We start from the raw sequence: 14,323 nt of genomic DNA, 5'->3' as shown, positions 1-14,323 counted from the left end.
GGGATTGTGTTAACCCGAGGTGGACCTTCACCATTTTGTGGGGCGATGGAGGTCCTCCTAGGGTGACCGCACTCGCGGTCCTGGGTGTCAGCCCCTGCTGCGGTAGACGTGCGCGACGCCCGGCCGGGGCACGCTGTCGCCCAGGTAGGGATAGGCGCTCTGGCTGCCCTCGCCCGGGTGCTGGACCGCGACCAGCACCGACCGCTCGTCCCAGGAGACGACCGGGCCGCAGCACTCCGCGCCCGAGGGCACCGAGAGGAACTGCTGGACCTTGCCGCGGTCCTCGCCGGCGGTGGGCATGAGGAACATGCCGTCGCAGGTGCCGATGGTGCCGGGCGCCCCGTCCGTGGAGATCCACAGGTGGTCCGGGTCACCGTCGAAGGCGACGTTGTCCGGGCAGCTGATCGGGCTGACCTGGCTCCGGTCGTAGCCGTCGAAGAAGGTGCTCGGGTCGTCGGGGTGACCGGCGATCAGCACGATCCGCCAGCTGAACGTCAGCGCCGCGGCGTCGCCACCGGCCTCCGTCCACTCGATGACGTGCCCGTGCTTGTTGTTGGCCCGCGGGTTGGCCTCGTCGATCTGGCTGGGCGCCCGCCGGGTGTTGTTGGTGAGCGCGACGTAGACCTTGCCGGTGTGCGGGTTCGGCTGCACGTCCTCGGGGCGGTCCATCGCCGTGGGGCCCACCCGGTCCGCCGCCAGACGGGTCCAGGTCAGCACCTCGGCGACGTCCATGCCGGGCACCCGTGAGCTGCCGTCCACGACCAGCGGCAACCACTCGCCGGTGCCGTCGAACTCGTCGTCCCCCAGTCCGTCGCCGGTGAACCGGGCGACGTAGAGGTCGCCCTCCGAGAGCAGGGTCATGTTGTGCGCCCGGTCCCCCGCGCGGTAGGTGCCGGCGGAGACGAACTTGTAGACGTAGTCGAAGCGCTCGTCGTCGCCCATGTAGGCGACGGCCCGTCCGTCCGCGGCCAGCCGCACGGTCGCCCCCTCGTGCTTGAAGCGTCCCAGCGCGGTGTGCTTGACCGGCGTCGAGGTCGGGTCGTGCGGGTCGACCTCGACGATCCAGCCGAAGCGGTTCACCTCGTTCGGCTCCTCGGTGAGGCGGAAGCGGGGGTCGGCCTGCTCCCAGCCACGGCCGGAGGTGGTGATGCCGTAGCGCTCCAGGCGGCGGCCCTCGTCCTCGGCACCGTCGGCGTTGAAGTACTGGTGGAAGTTCTCCTCGCCGGAGAGCACGGTGCCCCAGGGGGTGTCCCCGCCGGCACAGTTGTTGAGCGTGCCGAGGACCGTCCGGCCCTGCGGGTCGGCGCTGGTCCGCATCCACGCGGCACCGGCCGCCGGGCCGTCCACGGTGAACGGGGTCCAGGTGTGGATGCGCCGGTTGCGGGCACCGCGACGCGACCCACGCGGTCCGCTGCCCGGCTGTGCCGTCCACGGGGCGAAGGCACCCTGGCGGCGGACCTCCACGATGGTCATCCCGTGCGCCGCCATCTCGATCTCGGCCTGCTCGGGCGTGAGCGTGCCGGTGAAGCCGGGGAACATCCGCTCGGGGTTGGTGTACTCGTTGTTGAAGACGATGAGCGCCTGGGTGGCGCTGTTGTTGCCCGGGCCACCGCGCAGCAGCGTCAGGTAGTCCGCGTTGTAGCCGGCCTGCTTCTTCTGGGCCTCGACGCTCTGGGCGTCCACGTCGAAGGCGGGGGCACCGGCCTCGACCGGGTCGCCCCAGGAGATCACCGGCGACCAGGTGTAGCCGGTGGGGACGACGAGGTCGTCGACGTCGGCGGGGGTGGGCTCGATCGGTACGAAGCCGGCCAGGCCGGGCCTGCCCCCCTTCCCGCCCCCGGCGGCTGCCGGCTGCGCGGTGCCCCAGGCCAGCCCCAGGGCGGTTGCCCCGGCGGCGCCGCCCTGCAGCAGTGCCCGTCGGCGCACCGACGAGGCGAGGACATCACCGAAGTAGGTGGCCCCGGAGGTGTTGGGCACCGGCTGGGCGCACTGGTCGCCGCAGCGGTAGCGGCACGTCTCGGGGCTGCGGTTGGTCACGTGCGCGGACGGGCTCAGCAGCGGGAGCAGGCTGCGGCGGGTGGGGACGTTCACGTCGATCCTTCGGCAGGGTGCGGGGGGACGGCAGGCACGGACCGCGAGGATCGCGGCGAGCGCGCCTGCCTGCGAACCTACGGCGGCCCGGGGGCGTGGTCGGCGACGACCACGTGAACCTGCGACGGCGCTCCGGTGACGTCTGGGGGAGCGGTCGCGGCGGCATACCCTGGGTGCCGGACGACGAAAGGACCTCGACGATGCGCCGTGCCCTGGCCGGACTCTGGGTGATCATGGCACTGCCGGTGCTGCTGGTCGCGATGACCGTGCTGTCACCCCCGGCGCGGGTGCCCACCCACTGGAGCGGGGACCTGCCCGACGGCTTCACCGACGGCCCCGGGTTCACCGCGGTGGTGCTCAGCGCCACGGTGCTGTGCGTCATCGCCGCGGCGGGCACCTCGGTGCTGCAGCGGGTGGTGCCGGCGCTGTGGGGCCGGTGGCTGCTGACGGCGGTCGCCGGGGTGGCCTGGGGGGCGGTGCTGCTCTACGCGCTGACCCTGTGGCGGGTGCAGGTCGTCGGGGCGGATCAGGTGCGCCAGTGGTGGGCGCTGCTCGCGGTGGCCGGGGCGCTTGCCGCCGCGGTCGTGGCACACCGGGTGCACGGCACCCGGCGGCCGGCGCAGGCCGAGCTGGACGAGCAGATCCCGGAACGTGCGCGGGTGCGCCCGGTCCGCGGCCGCGGCGTGCGCCCGGTGCAGCCGTGGACGACACAGGTGGCCTCGACCACGCTGCGGGTGATCGGGTGGGGGCTGGTCGTCGTCTTCACGGCCGTCCTGGTGCTCCTGGTGGTGCGCTCCGAGACGTGGTCGCTGATCCTCGTGGTGCTGCTCGCCGGGGTGCTCCCCGGGGTGCTGGCGCTGGCCTGGTCACGGATCACGGTCAGCGTCGACGCCGACGGCCTGCGGGTGCGCTCGGCGGTGCTGCCGGTGCCGCTCTCCCGGGTGCCGGCCCGGCAGGTGGCCGGGGTGCACGTGCAGGAGCTGGACCCGATGGCCTGGGGCGGGATAGGGCTGCGGGCGCTGCCGGACCGCACGGCCTACATCGTGGGGCCGGGGCTGACCGGGATCGTGGTGCACAAGCGCGACGGGCGCCGGTTCGCGCTCCAGGTCACCGAGGGTGACGAGGCGGCACGGACCGGCGCCCGGACGCTGCTGCAGGCGGCGGGTCAGCGGCTGGGGGAGGGCTCCTCCTCCTGACCGGGGGCCGAGCCGCTGAGCTGCCGCTCCAGCTGGGCGCCCTCGACGTCCACGTCCGGCAGGATCCGGTCCAGCCAGCGCGGTAGCCACCAGGCCTTCTCGCCGAGCAGCGACATCACCGCCGGGGTCAGTGTCATCCGGACCAGGAAGGCGTCGACGAGGACACCCACGGCCAGGCCCAGCCCGATCGGCCGGACCATCGTCAGGTGCGCCCAGACGAAGCCGGCGAAGACGGAGATCATGATGATGGCCGCGGCCGTCACCACCCGGGCGCTGTGGTTGAAGCCGGTGACCACCGCGGTCCGCGCGTCCTTGCCGTGCACGTGCTCCTCGCGCATCGAGGACACCAGGAAGACCTGGTAGTCCATCGCCAGCCCGAACAGGATGCCGATCAGCAGGATGGGAAGGAAGGACAGGATGGGCCCGGCCTCGTTCACCCCGAAGATGCTCGAGGCGAAACCGAGCTGGTAGACCGAGACCACCGCACCGAAGGCCGCGGCGATGCTGAGCAGGAACCCGCCGGTCGCCAGCAGCGGGATGACGATGGAGCGGAAGACCAGCAGCAGCAGGATCAGCGACAGCCCGACGACCACCACCAGGTAGAGCGGGAGCGCGTCCGCCAGCCGTTCGGACACGTCGATGTTGGCCACCGTCTGCCCGGTCAGGCCCAGGGTGGCGTCCTGGTCGGCGCCGATCTGCTCGACCGCGGTGCCCAACCGGTCGACGAGGTCCTCGGTCGAGGCCTCCGCGGGCCCACCCTCCGGCTGCAGCTGGAAGGCCAGCACGTCACGGGCCTCGTTGACCCCGGCGGGCAGCACCTGCTGCACGCCCTCGACGGCCATCAGTTCCTCGGCCAGGTCGGCCTGCGCGGTGGTCAGCGCGGTGGTGCCGTCCGCCACCGGGGTGTCGAGCTCGGCGACGACCAGCACCGGGCCGTTGGCGCCGGCACCGAACTCCTCGCGGACGGTGTCGTAGGTGGTGTAGGCGGTCGAGCCGGCCGGCTCGCTGCTGCCGTCGGGCAGGCCGAGGCGCAGCTGCGCCGTGGGGTAACCCAGCCCGGCCACGATCGCCAGGACCGCCAGGATCGCCCACCACGGACGGCGCTGGACCACTGCGGCCCAACCGCGCCCGGTGTCGGCCTCGTGCGCCTGCTGGCTCTCCCGGTGACGGGCGTGCCCCTCCCGGGCCCGGCGCGGCAGCACCCGCTGACCGATCAGCGCCAGCATCGCCGGGGTGAGGGTGATGGCGACGAGCACGGAGATGCCCACCGTGGCGGCGGCGACCAGACCCATCACGCCCAGGAACGGGATGCCGGTGAGGGTGAGAGCGGCCAGCGCGATGATCACCGTGAGGCCGGCGAAGGTGACCGCGTTGCCGGAGGTGCCCACCGCCAGCGCGATGGAGCTGCGCACGTCCATGCCCTGCTGCAGCTGCTGGCGGTGTCGGTTGATGAGGAACAAGGAGTAGTCGATCCCGACCGCCAGGCCCAGCATCAGCGCCAGCACCGGGGTGATCGACTGCATGTCGAACCACTGGGACAGCGCGAGCGCGCCGGTGAGGCCGACGCCGACGCCGACCAGCGCCATCAGGATCGGCAGGCCGGCGGCGACCAGGGTGCCGAGCATGACCAGCAGCACCACCGCGGCGACGGCCAGGCCGACGACCTCACCGGGGCCGAGCAGGCTGGACAGGTCGTCGGTGATCTCCTTGGAGAAGTCGACGGCGATGCCCTCGGACTCCAGGTCCGATCCGATCTGCTGGATCGCCTCGGTGGTCTCCGGCGGGATGAAGCCCTCGGCGTCGGCGACCGAGATCTGGCTCAGCGCGACCGTGCCCTCGGCGTTGACGACCCGGAAGCCGTCGGTGATCTCGGCCAGCCGGGCGCCGGCCGCGAGCTCCTCCTCGCCGGCCTCGATCTCCGGGGCGGACTCCTCGAGGGTCGCCTCACCCTCGGCCAGCTCGTCCTCGCCGGCCTGCAGCTCCTCGGCGCTGGCGTCCAGCTGCTCCTGGCCGGCGTCCAGCTGCTCCCGCCCGGCGTCGATCTGCTCCTGGCCCGCGGCGATCTCCGCACGCGCGGCCTGCTCCGCCTGGGCGGGCACCTGACCGGCGGCGACGCCGGCGTCCAGCTCCTCGACCTGGGCGTCCAGCTCGTCCTGGGCGGTGGCCAGCTGATCGGCCTGCTCGTCCAGCTCGGCCTGGCCGGCCTCCAGCTGGGTCCGGCCCTCCTCGAGCTGCTCGCGGGCGGTCTCCAGCTCCGCGCGGCCCTCCTCGAGCTGGGCGCGGCCGTCCTCCAGCTCGGCCCGCCCCTGAGCCAGGTCGTCCTCGGTCGCGTCCAGCTGGTCCTGCGACTCGAAGGGGTCCACGGCGCTCACCGAGTCCAGGGCGTCCCACTCCGCGACCGCCTGTGCCGCCGCCTCCCGCTGCTCGGCGGTGAACGGCTGCTCGCTGCTCAGCACCACGGTGCCGGTGGTGCCGGCCGCCTCCGGGATCTCGTCCCGCAGGGTCTGCAGCACCACCTCGAACCGGCTGCCCGGGATGGAGAACTCGTTGGACAGCGGCTTTGCCAGGGTGAGCATGCCGGTGACGGTCAGCGCCAGCAGTGCGACCCAGGCGCCGATGACGCGGAAGCGGTGCTGGGCGCACCAGCGCCCCAGGCGGTGCAGGAAGGTGGCCACGGAGGGTCCTCTCGGGTCAGGTGGTGGGCCGCCAGCCCTGGGCGAGATGCCCCAGGGCCCGGTCCAGGTGGTCGTGGAAGGCGGCGACGTCGGTCGGGGAGAGAGCCCCGTCGGCCCCGTCGATCCCGATCTGGGTCGCCCAGGCCTGCTCGGCGGCCTTGAAGCAGCTCATCACGGCAGCCGCCAGTGTGGGCACGTACAGGGGGTCGGAGCTGGCCAGCACCGGGTGCAGCTGCTCCTCGAGCCAGGCGGCCAGGTCGGACCACACGGTCCGCTCGAGCAGGACGCCGGCGTCGGTCTGGGTGCCGTCGTGGGTGAGCGCCGCCAGCCAGCCGAGCAGGTCCAGGGGGATGTCGCCCCGGGAGACCAGGTCGCGCATCGCGGTGACCGGGTCGCGGCGCAGCGCGTCGGCGTCGATCATCCCCAGCATCTGCGCGGCCAGGTCGGCCATCGCCGAGCTGAGGACGGCCGGGATGCTGCCGAAGTAGTTGAAGAAGGTACGCCGGGAGATGCCGGCCCGCTCCGCGACCTGGTCGACGGTGATCTCCTCGACCGGCATCCGCTCGACCAGTTCTCGCAGCGCCGCCACGATCGCCTCGTGCGTCCGGGCCTTGTTCAGCTCACGGCGGCCGAGGGGGGAGGGCGAGGTCACCGGACCAGCATACGCAAGCATGCACACCGTGCAAAATTGCACATCGTGCAATCCGCAGACCATCACCAAGCGCCGCGAATGGTTGCTCTGAACCCCACCGGGCGTCGCGACTGATTCCCCCTCAGACGGGTGCGGGATGGGTCAGGTCCTTGCGGTGGCGTCGTGCCCGGCGCAGCTCGCCGACCATGTCCGCGGAGAGCACCACCAGGGCCACCCACACCAGGGCGAAACCGGCCCAGCGCGAGGTGGGCACCGTCTCGCCCAGCAGCAGCACCCCGGTCAGCAGCTGCAGGAAGGGCGTCAGGAACTGCAGCAGCCCGATCGTCGACAGCGGCACCCGGCTCGCGGCCGCGGCGAAGAGCAGCAGCGGCACCGCGGTCGCGACCCCGGTCGACATCAGCAGACCGCTGTGCAGCGTGCCGTGACCTCCCCAGGTGAGGGCTCCGTCCCGGGCCAGCCACCACAGGATCACCGCGGCGATCGGCAGCACCGCCATCGTCTCGCCCATCAGCGAGCGGAACGGCGACAGCGAGACGCCCAGCCGGTTCTTCATCAGGCTGTAGAGAGCGAACGAGCACGCCAGCACGAAGCTGATCCACGGCGGCGACCCGTAGTCGATGGTCAGGTAGACCGCGGCCAGCACGCCGATCCCGACGGCCACCCACTGCAACCGCCGCAGCCGCTCCCGCAGGATGACCACCCCGAGGCCCACCGTGACCAGCGGGTTGAGGAAGTAGCCGAGCGCGGCCTCGGTGACGTGCCCGGTGAGGACGGCGTAGGTGTAGATGCCCCAATTCGCGGTGATCAGCACGCCGGCGACGACCACCCCGGCCAGCCGCCGTGGGGTATGCGCCAGCTCGAGCATCCAGCGTAGGTCCCGGGTGATGACCAGCACCGCGGCGCACAGCACGAAGGTCCAGATGATCCGGTGGGCGACGATCTCCCACGGGCCGGTCGGCGCCAGGAGCGCGAAGTAGAGGGGGAAGGCTCCCCAGATGAGGTAGGCGAGGAAGCCGTAGAGGGTGCCCTGCTGGCGACGCCTGGCTGCGTCGGTCACTCCCGCTGGACCTCGTCACCCTCGTCCGCGAGAGCGTCCCCGGCGGCAGCCGTCGGGCCCTCGGTGGTCTCACCCTCCAGGGTCTGCTCGACCTCGCCCGGCCGGGTGCCGTCCACCGTCCAGGTGTCCCGCCCGTGCAGCAGCGTGTCCAGCGCGGCCTCCCCGCGCTCGGGACCGGCGGCACCCTGGGCGGCGGTGACCTGCTCGCGCACGGCGTCGTCGTAGGTGGCGCGCTGCACCTGCCGGAAGATCCCCATCGGCACGGTCTGCATGCTCGGGTCGTCCAGCCGGGAGAGCGCGAACGCCGGGGTCGGGTCCTGCTCCGTGGGGTCGTGCACGACGACGCTGGTCCCGTCCGGGACCTGCCCCTCGGGCACCACCTCGAGACGCCCGTCCGTGCGGCGCACCACGACCCGGGCCTCCGGCGAGCCCTGGGCACCGATCCGGACCGGCTCGCCGGCGCGCAGGTGCGCGATCCGGGTGGTGGCCTCGTCCCGGTCCTTGAGCAGTTGGAAGGCGCCGTCGTTGAAGATCGGGCAGTTCTGGTAGATCTCCACCAGCGAGGTGCCCCGATGCTCCGCCGCGGCCTTGAGCACCTCGGTGAGGTGCGCACGGTCGGAGTCCATGGTCCGGGCGACGAAGGTGGCCTCCGAACCCAGCGCCAGGGACACCGGGTTGAAGGGGTGGTCCACCGACCCGGCGGGGGTCGACTTGGTGACCGCGCCGACGTCCGAGGTGGGGGAGTACTGGCCCTTGGTCAGCCCGTAGATCTTGTTGTTGAAGAGCAGGATCGTCAGGTTGACGTTGCGCCGCATCGCGTGGATGAGGTGGTTCCCGCCGATCGAGAGGGCGTCGCCGTCACCGGTGACCACCCAGACCGACAGGTCCTCGCGCGCCGTCGCCAGGCCGGTCGCGATCGCCGGCGCGCGCCCGTGGATGGAGTGCATGCCGTAGGTGTCGAGGTAGTAGGGGAACCGGCTGGAGCAGCCGATCCCGGAGACGAAGACCATGTTCTCCCGGCGCAGGCCGAGGCTCGGCAGGAAGCCCTGCACCGAGGCCAGGACCGCGTAGTCGCCGCAGCCGGGGCACCAGCGCACCTCCTGGTCGGAGGTGAAGTCCTTCTTGGTCTGCTGCTGTCCCTCGCCCACGGCGGGGACACCGCTCAGCCCGCTCACCGGCATACCGAGGTCCGTACTCATGAGGTCACCTCCTGCTCGACGTCCATGAGGTTCTCGTGGATCACCTGGGCCAGCTCGCCGGCCGCGAAGGGCAGGCCGCGGACCGTGGTGTGGCTGCGCACGTCGACGAGGTACCGCCCGCGCAGCAGCAGCGCCAGCTGGCCGAGGTTCATCTCCGGCAGCAGCACCCGGTCGTAGCGGCGCAGCACGTCGCCCAGGTCGGCGGGGAAGGGGTTGAGGTGACGCAGGTGCGCCCGCGCCACCTGGGCCCCGGTCGCCCGGACCAGCCGGGTGGCGGCCGCGATCGGACCGTAGGTCGAGCCCCAGCCCAGCACCAGCACCCGCGCCTCACCGCCGGGGTCGTCCACCTCGAGCGGGGGCAGCGAGTCCGCGATCCGCTCGATCTTCGCGGCCCGCAGCCGGACCATCTTGTCGTGGTTGTCCGGGTCGTAGGAGATGTTGCCGGTGACGTCGGCCTTCTCGATGCCGCCGATCCGGTGCTCCAGGCCGGGGGTGCCGGGCACCGCCCACGGCCGGGCCAGGGTATGCGGGTCGCGCAGGTACGGGTGGAAGACCGGCTCCCCCTTGGCGTCCGTGGCGTTCGGCTCGGTCGCGTGGGTGACCGTCAGGTCGGGCAGGTCGGCCGCGGTCGGGATGCGCCAGGGCTCCGAGCCGTTGCCGAGGTAGCCGTCGGAGAGCAGGATCACCGGGGTGCGGTAGGTGGTGGCGATCCGGGTCGCCTCCAGCGCCGCGTCGAAGCAGTCGGTCGGCGAGGCGGCGGCGACGACCGCCACCGGGGACTCCCCGTTGCGTCCGTGCAGGGCCTGCAGCAGGTCCGCCTGCTCGGTCTTGGTCGGCAGCCCGGTGGAGGGCCCACCGCGCTGGATGTCGATGACCAGCAGCGGCAGCTCGGTGGCGACCGCCAGGCCGATGGTCTCGCTCTTCAGGGCCAGACCCGGACCGGAGGTGGTGGTCACCCCCAGCGACCCGCCGAAGCTGGCGCCCAGCGCCATCCCCACGGCGGCGATCTCGTCCTCCGCCTGCAGCGTGGTCACCCCGTGCCCCTTGAGGCTGGACAGCTGGTGCAGCACGTCGGAGGCGGGGGTGATCGGGTAGGACCCGAGGACCAGCGGCAGCCCGGTGCGCTGCGCGGCGGCGACCAGGCCGAGGGCCATCGCCTGGTTGCCGGTGATGGTGCGGTAGGTCCCCGGGGTCATCGGGGCGGGCGCCACCTGGTAGCGGACCGCGAAGTCCTCGGTGGTCTCGCCGTAGGCGTGCCCGGTGCGCAGCGCGGTCAGGTTGGCCTCGAGGATCTCCGGCGCGGAGGAGAACTTCGCGCGCAGGAAGGCCTCGGTCGAGGCGACGTCACGCGAATAGAGCCAGGACAGCAGGCCCAGGGCCAGCATGTTCTTGGCGCGTTCCTTCTCCTTGCGGGTCAGGCCCTCGACGTCGGCGAGCGCCTCCACCGTCATCGACGTCAGCGGCAGCGCGTGCACGTGGTAGCCGGCGTCGGCCAGCGAGTCGTCCTCGAGCGGGCTGACGGCATACCCGACCTTGGCCAGGTTGCGCTTGCTGAACTCGTCGGAGTTCACGATCACCGTCGCCCCGCGCGGCAGGTCGGAAAGGTTGGCCTTGAGCGCCGCCGGGTTCATCGCGACGAGCACGTCCGGGGCGTCCCCGGGGGTGGCGATCTCGTGGTCGGCGAAGTGCACCTGGAAGCTGCTCACGCCCGGCAGGGTGCCCTGGGGGGCGCGGATCTCGGCCGGGAAGTTGGGCAGGGTCGACAGGTCGTTGCCGAGGCTGGCGGTGTCCGAGGTGAACCGGTCGCCGGTGAGTTGCATGCCGTCCCCGGAGTCCCCGGCGAAACGGATGACGACGCGCTCGAGCTGGTGCAGTGGTGTGGAAGACATGACAATAGACAAGGGTACTCTCCCCAAATACCCGGGATCGACCGTGTGGCGGGGCGGACCGCCCCGGCGGTTGCTGCGCCGGCTACCCGTGCCGGACGCAGGTGGTGGCCCAGGGACGGGCCTCCAGCCGGGCGGGCGGGATCGGCTCGCCGCACACCGCGCAGGTGCCGTAGCCGCCCGCCTCGATCGCGGCCAGGGCGGTGCGGACCTGGGCCAGGATGTCCGCCAGGTTGTCGTGCGCGCTGACCGCGGAGTGGCGGTCCACGGCCATCGCGGTGCCGTCGCCGACCCGCTTGCCGAAGGAGATGTTGCCCTGCTCCTGCATGGGCCGGCTGAGCTGGTCCATCTCGGCCTGGATCTGGACCGCTTTGGCCTCCAGCTCCGCCCGCGCCCGCTCGTGCATCAGGCTGTCCCGCCCCGGGCGGCGACGACCTCGTCCACGGTGCCCGCCTCCAGCGCGGCCACCAGCCCGGCGACGGCGTCCTCCACCTGGTCGTACATCGCGACGTAGGCCTCGCGCTGCAGGCCCCAGGGGTCCGGGACGTCCAGCACCTCGCCGTCGTCACCGGCGAAGGCGCCCAGCCGGACCACCTTGGCCTCGTCCTGCGGGGTGCGGGCCAGCGCCAGCACGTCGGCCAGGTTCGAGGAGTCCATCACCAGCACCAGGTCGGCCCGGTCGAAGTCCTCCGGGGCGAACTGCGCACCGCGCGAGGTGAAGGCATACCCCCGGCTCTCGCCCTCGGCCACCGACTCCGGGTGCGGGGTCTCACCGACGTGGTAGTCGGCCGTCCCGGCGGAGCTGACGGTGACCTCGTCCAGCCCCGCCTGCTCGAGCCGGTGGACGAGCACGGCCTCGGCGGCGGGGGAGCGGCAGATGTTGCCCAGGCAGACGGTCATGATGTGCATCCGTCCACCCTCTCAGGTCGGCGCCGTCCGCGCGCCGCCGTCCTGCCCCTGAGAGGCTGGACCGATGAGCACCGAGCCGTTCACCAAGACCCGCCCCGACGCCCCGGCCGGCTTCTTCGACCGGGAGGCGGTGGGTCTGCGGGCGCTCGCCGGGGCCGGTGCCCGGGTGCCGGAGGTGGCGGACGTCGCGCAGGACCACATCACGCTGACCCGGGTGGTCGAGGGCGGCCACCGGACCGCGGCCACCGAGGAGGCCTTCGGCCGAGAGCTCGCGGCCCTGCACGGCAGCACCGGCGACGCCTACGGCGCGGTGGACGGCGAGCCGCGGGCGTGGCTGGGGGACTGCCCGGTGGACCTGACCCCGAGCCCCACCTGGGCCGAGTCCTGGTTGACCCGCCGGGTGCTGCCGCTGACCCGGCGGGCCGTCGACGAGGGGCACCTGGACGCGGGCAGCCTCGCCGACGCCGAACGGATCAGTCCGGACGGGCTGGGCCCCCCGGAGCCCCCGACCCTGGTGCACGGCGACCTGTGGGCGGGCAACCGGCTGGTCGACCGCGGCGGTCGCAGCTGGCTGATCGACCCGTGCGCGCACTACGGGCACCGGGAGGTGGACCTGGCGATGATGCAGCTCTTCGGCGGGTTCAGCGGCCGGGTCTTCGCGGCTTACGTCGAGGAGCGTCCGCTGGCGCCGGGCTGGCAGGACCGGGTCGCGGTGTACCAGAGCGTGCCGCTGCTGGTGCACACCCTGCTCTTCGGCGGCGGGTATGCCGTGCAGACCGGTGACGCGCTCCGTCGGGCGGCAGAGCGGTGACCGGGCTCGGGCCGGCTACGGGCCGGGTGCTGGTCTGCTGCCTGGTGCTGACCGCGTGCAGCGGCCCGGGTGAGGACGACGCGGCGGTCACCTCCACCCCCGCGCTGGTGCTGGAGACGGACGGGGCGACCGCGGCCCCAGACCCGTCCGCGGCGCCCGAGGAGGCCGCCGTGACCACCGGCCCGGCGGACCTGCCGGAGATCGACCTGGCGGAGACCGTCACCGACCCTGAGCTGCGGGGGGCGCTGCGCTGGGTGCTGGGCCTGCTGGAGCCCGGCGCCGAGGGACCGGCAGCGGACGAGGCGGTCCGGCGGTTCGCGCCGGACTTCCTCGAGGAGGTGCCGGTGACCCGGCTCGGCGGTGTCCTCGCCCAGCTGCGTTCCGGAGGCCCCTGGACGGTCACCGACGCCCGCCAGGGGGAGGGCACGGCCCGGTCCGCGACGCTCGTCCTGGACGCGCCGGAGCAGCCGATGGTGATGACGATGGCGGTGGACGCCGAGCACCGGATCGCGTCCCTGTCCTTCCAGCCCGACACCTCCGGCGAGGAGCCGGAGCTGACCGGCTGGGCCGACCTGGACGCCGCCCTCGACGGGCTCGGCGGGCAGAGCCAGGTGGTCGTCGGGCGGGTCGACGGCGGCGCCTGCGAGCTGACGCACACCACCGCCGGCCTCGAGCCGGGCGGTGAGGCCGCCCCCAGCGCCTCGGTGGTCAAGCTGCTGGTGCTCTCCGCCGTCGCCGCGCAGGTGCAGGCCGGTGAGCTGGGCTGGGACCAGGAACTGACCGTCACCGACGAGCTCCGGAGCCTGCCCTCCGGGGTCCTGCAGGACCGTCCGGAGGGGTCCAGGGTCACCGTGCGGGAGGCCGCAGAGCTGATGATCTCGATCAGCGACAACACCGCCACCGACCTGCTGATCGAGGCCGTGGGCCAGCGCGCGCTCCGGTCTGCCGCCGACGCGGCCGGCCTGGACACGGTCCGGGTGATGCCGGTGCCCAGCACCCGCCAGCTCTTCCAGCTGGGCTGGCAGGTCGACCCCGAGGTGCGGACCCGGTGGGCCGAGGCCCGGGTCCCCGAGACCCGGGAGGCGATCCTCGCCGACCTGCCGGAGGAGCTGGAGCTGGACCCGGGCGCGGTCAACGGACCCCGCTGGCAGAACGACGTCGACTGGCTGCTGACCGGCGCGGAGATCTGCTCCCTGCACGCCCGCCTCCAGCAGCAGGCCCGCGACGAGGCCGCCGCGCCGGTGCGCGACATCCTCGCCGTCAACCCCGGGGTCACCACCGGCGAACCGGCCGCCTACCAGGCGTTCAAGGGTGGCTCGGCGCCCGGCGTGCTCGCCCTCTCCTTCTACGTCGAGGACGAGGCCGGCCGAGGGCAGGTGCTCGTCGTGCAGACCCGCAGTGCGGAGCCCGTCGACGAGCTGCGGGCGGTCACCCTCGCCCGGGCCGCCCTCCGGCATCTGGGCGCCCCGGCGGACTAGGCTGGCGGCACGATGTCTGACTACCTCGTCGTCGCCCTGGTGACCCTGACCGGCGTGGCCCTGGTCGCCGCGGCGACCGGCGCACGCCGGCTGCTGGCGCCGCACGACCCGACCCCGGCCAAGGTCACCACCTACGAGTCCGGGGTGGACCCGGTGGGCTCCGGCTGGGAGCAGGGCAGCGTCCGGTACCTCGTGTACGCCCTGCTCTACGTGGTCTTCGCGGTGGACGCCGTCTACCTCTTCCCCTGGGCCCTGGTCATCCGGACCGACCTGGGGGTGGCCAGCCTGGTCGAGATGGCGGTCTTCATCGGGATCCTCGTGGTCGCGCTGCTGCACGTGTGGCGCCGCGGCCTGCTGAGGTGGTGGTGA

The 14,323-nt window shown here is 73.0% G+C and carries 12 protein-coding genes; 4 read left to right on the top strand and 8 right to left on the bottom strand.

Annotation, left to right across the window (positions count from 1 at the left end):
- Positions 1–87 precede the first annotated feature (87 nt).
- Positions 88–2,091 (bottom strand): PhoX family protein, encoded by a 2,004-nt coding sequence (locus tag ACI3EY_RS11585; RefSeq protein WP_405036409.1) that lies wholly within the window; start codon positions 2,089–2,091, stop codon positions 88–90.
- Between the two features lie 113 nt (positions 2,092–2,204).
- Here ACI3EY_RS11585 and ACI3EY_RS11580 point away from each other — a divergent pair, with 113 nt between their 5' ends.
- Positions 2,205–3,287 carry a hypothetical protein gene (locus ACI3EY_RS11580; protein WP_405036410.1) on the top strand — a complete coding sequence of 361 codons (1,083 nt, stop codon included), beginning with the start codon at positions 2,205–2,207 and terminating at the stop codon, positions 3,285–3,287.
- On the opposite strand, the gene ACI3EY_RS11575 is transcribed toward ACI3EY_RS11580, so the two are convergent.
- From ACI3EY_RS11575 to ACI3EY_RS11545, 7 genes are all read right to left on the bottom strand, one after another.
- Positions 3,257–5,962: an MMPL family transporter gene (locus ACI3EY_RS11575; RefSeq protein WP_405036411.1), complete on the bottom strand. Its 2,706-nt coding sequence runs from the start codon at positions 5,960–5,962 to the stop codon at positions 3,257–3,259. The genes ACI3EY_RS11580 and ACI3EY_RS11575 overlap by 31 nt on opposite strands.
- Positions 5,963–5,978: 16 nt before the next feature.
- Positions 5,979–6,614, bottom strand: coding sequence for a TetR/AcrR family transcriptional regulator (locus tag ACI3EY_RS11570; RefSeq protein WP_405040492.1), 636 nt, complete (start codon positions 6,612–6,614; stop codon positions 5,979–5,981).
- A 121-nt stretch (positions 6,615–6,735) separates the two neighbouring features.
- On the bottom strand, positions 6,736–7,671 hold the full coding sequence (gene rarD, locus ACI3EY_RS11565) for an EamA family transporter RarD (RefSeq protein ID WP_405036413.1): 936 nt from the start codon (positions 7,669–7,671) through the stop codon (positions 6,736–6,738).
- Complete coding sequence (locus ACI3EY_RS11560) at positions 7,668–8,870, bottom strand: 2-oxoacid:ferredoxin oxidoreductase subunit beta (RefSeq protein ID WP_405040491.1); 1,203 nt, start codon at positions 8,868–8,870, stop codon at positions 7,668–7,670. The genes rarD and ACI3EY_RS11560 overlap by 4 nt, the downstream gene beginning before the upstream one ends.
- Positions 8,867–10,759, bottom strand: a complete 1,893-nt coding sequence (locus ACI3EY_RS11555; RefSeq protein WP_405040490.1) for a 2-oxoacid:acceptor oxidoreductase subunit alpha — start codon at positions 10,757–10,759, stop codon at positions 8,867–8,869. Before ACI3EY_RS11555 ends, ACI3EY_RS11560 begins: the two co-directional genes overlap by 4 nt.
- 82 nt (positions 10,760–10,841) lie before the next feature.
- Positions 10,842–11,162, bottom strand: a complete 321-nt coding sequence (locus tag ACI3EY_RS11550; RefSeq protein WP_405036416.1) for a TraR/DksA family transcriptional regulator — start codon at positions 11,160–11,162, stop codon at positions 10,842–10,844.
- Positions 11,162–11,665, bottom strand: a complete 504-nt coding sequence (locus ACI3EY_RS11545; protein WP_405040489.1) for a low molecular weight protein-tyrosine-phosphatase — start codon at positions 11,663–11,665, stop codon at positions 11,162–11,164. The genes ACI3EY_RS11550 and ACI3EY_RS11545 overlap by 1 nt, the downstream gene beginning before the upstream one ends.
- Before the next feature lie 64 nt (positions 11,666–11,729).
- Between ACI3EY_RS11545 and ACI3EY_RS11540 the strand changes: the two genes are divergently transcribed.
- The 3 genes from ACI3EY_RS11540 to ACI3EY_RS11530 are packed head-to-tail and all read left to right on the top strand — an operon-like array spanning position 11,730 to position 14,323.
- On the top strand, positions 11,730–12,476 hold the full coding sequence (locus tag ACI3EY_RS11540) for a fructosamine kinase family protein (protein WP_405036418.1): 747 nt from the start codon (positions 11,730–11,732) through the stop codon (positions 12,474–12,476).
- Positions 12,473–13,954, top strand: coding sequence for a serine hydrolase (locus ACI3EY_RS11535; protein ID WP_405040488.1), 1,482 nt, complete (start codon positions 12,473–12,475; stop codon positions 13,952–13,954). Before ACI3EY_RS11540 ends, ACI3EY_RS11535 begins: the two co-directional genes overlap by 4 nt.
- Positions 13,955–13,966: 12 nt before the next feature.
- Positions 13,967–14,323: an NADH-quinone oxidoreductase subunit A gene (locus tag ACI3EY_RS11530; RefSeq protein ID WP_405036420.1), complete on the top strand. Its 357-nt coding sequence runs from the start codon at positions 13,967–13,969 to the stop codon at positions 14,321–14,323.

Origin of the sequence: Serinicoccus shuyuelongi (assembly GCF_045032955.1) — a bacterium.
Lineage (GTDB): Bacteria > Actinomycetota > Actinomycetes > Actinomycetales > Dermatophilaceae > Ornithinicoccus.
The sequence above is the reverse complement of the archived record's forward strand: the minus strand, read 5'-3'. Positions and strand labels throughout refer to the sequence as shown.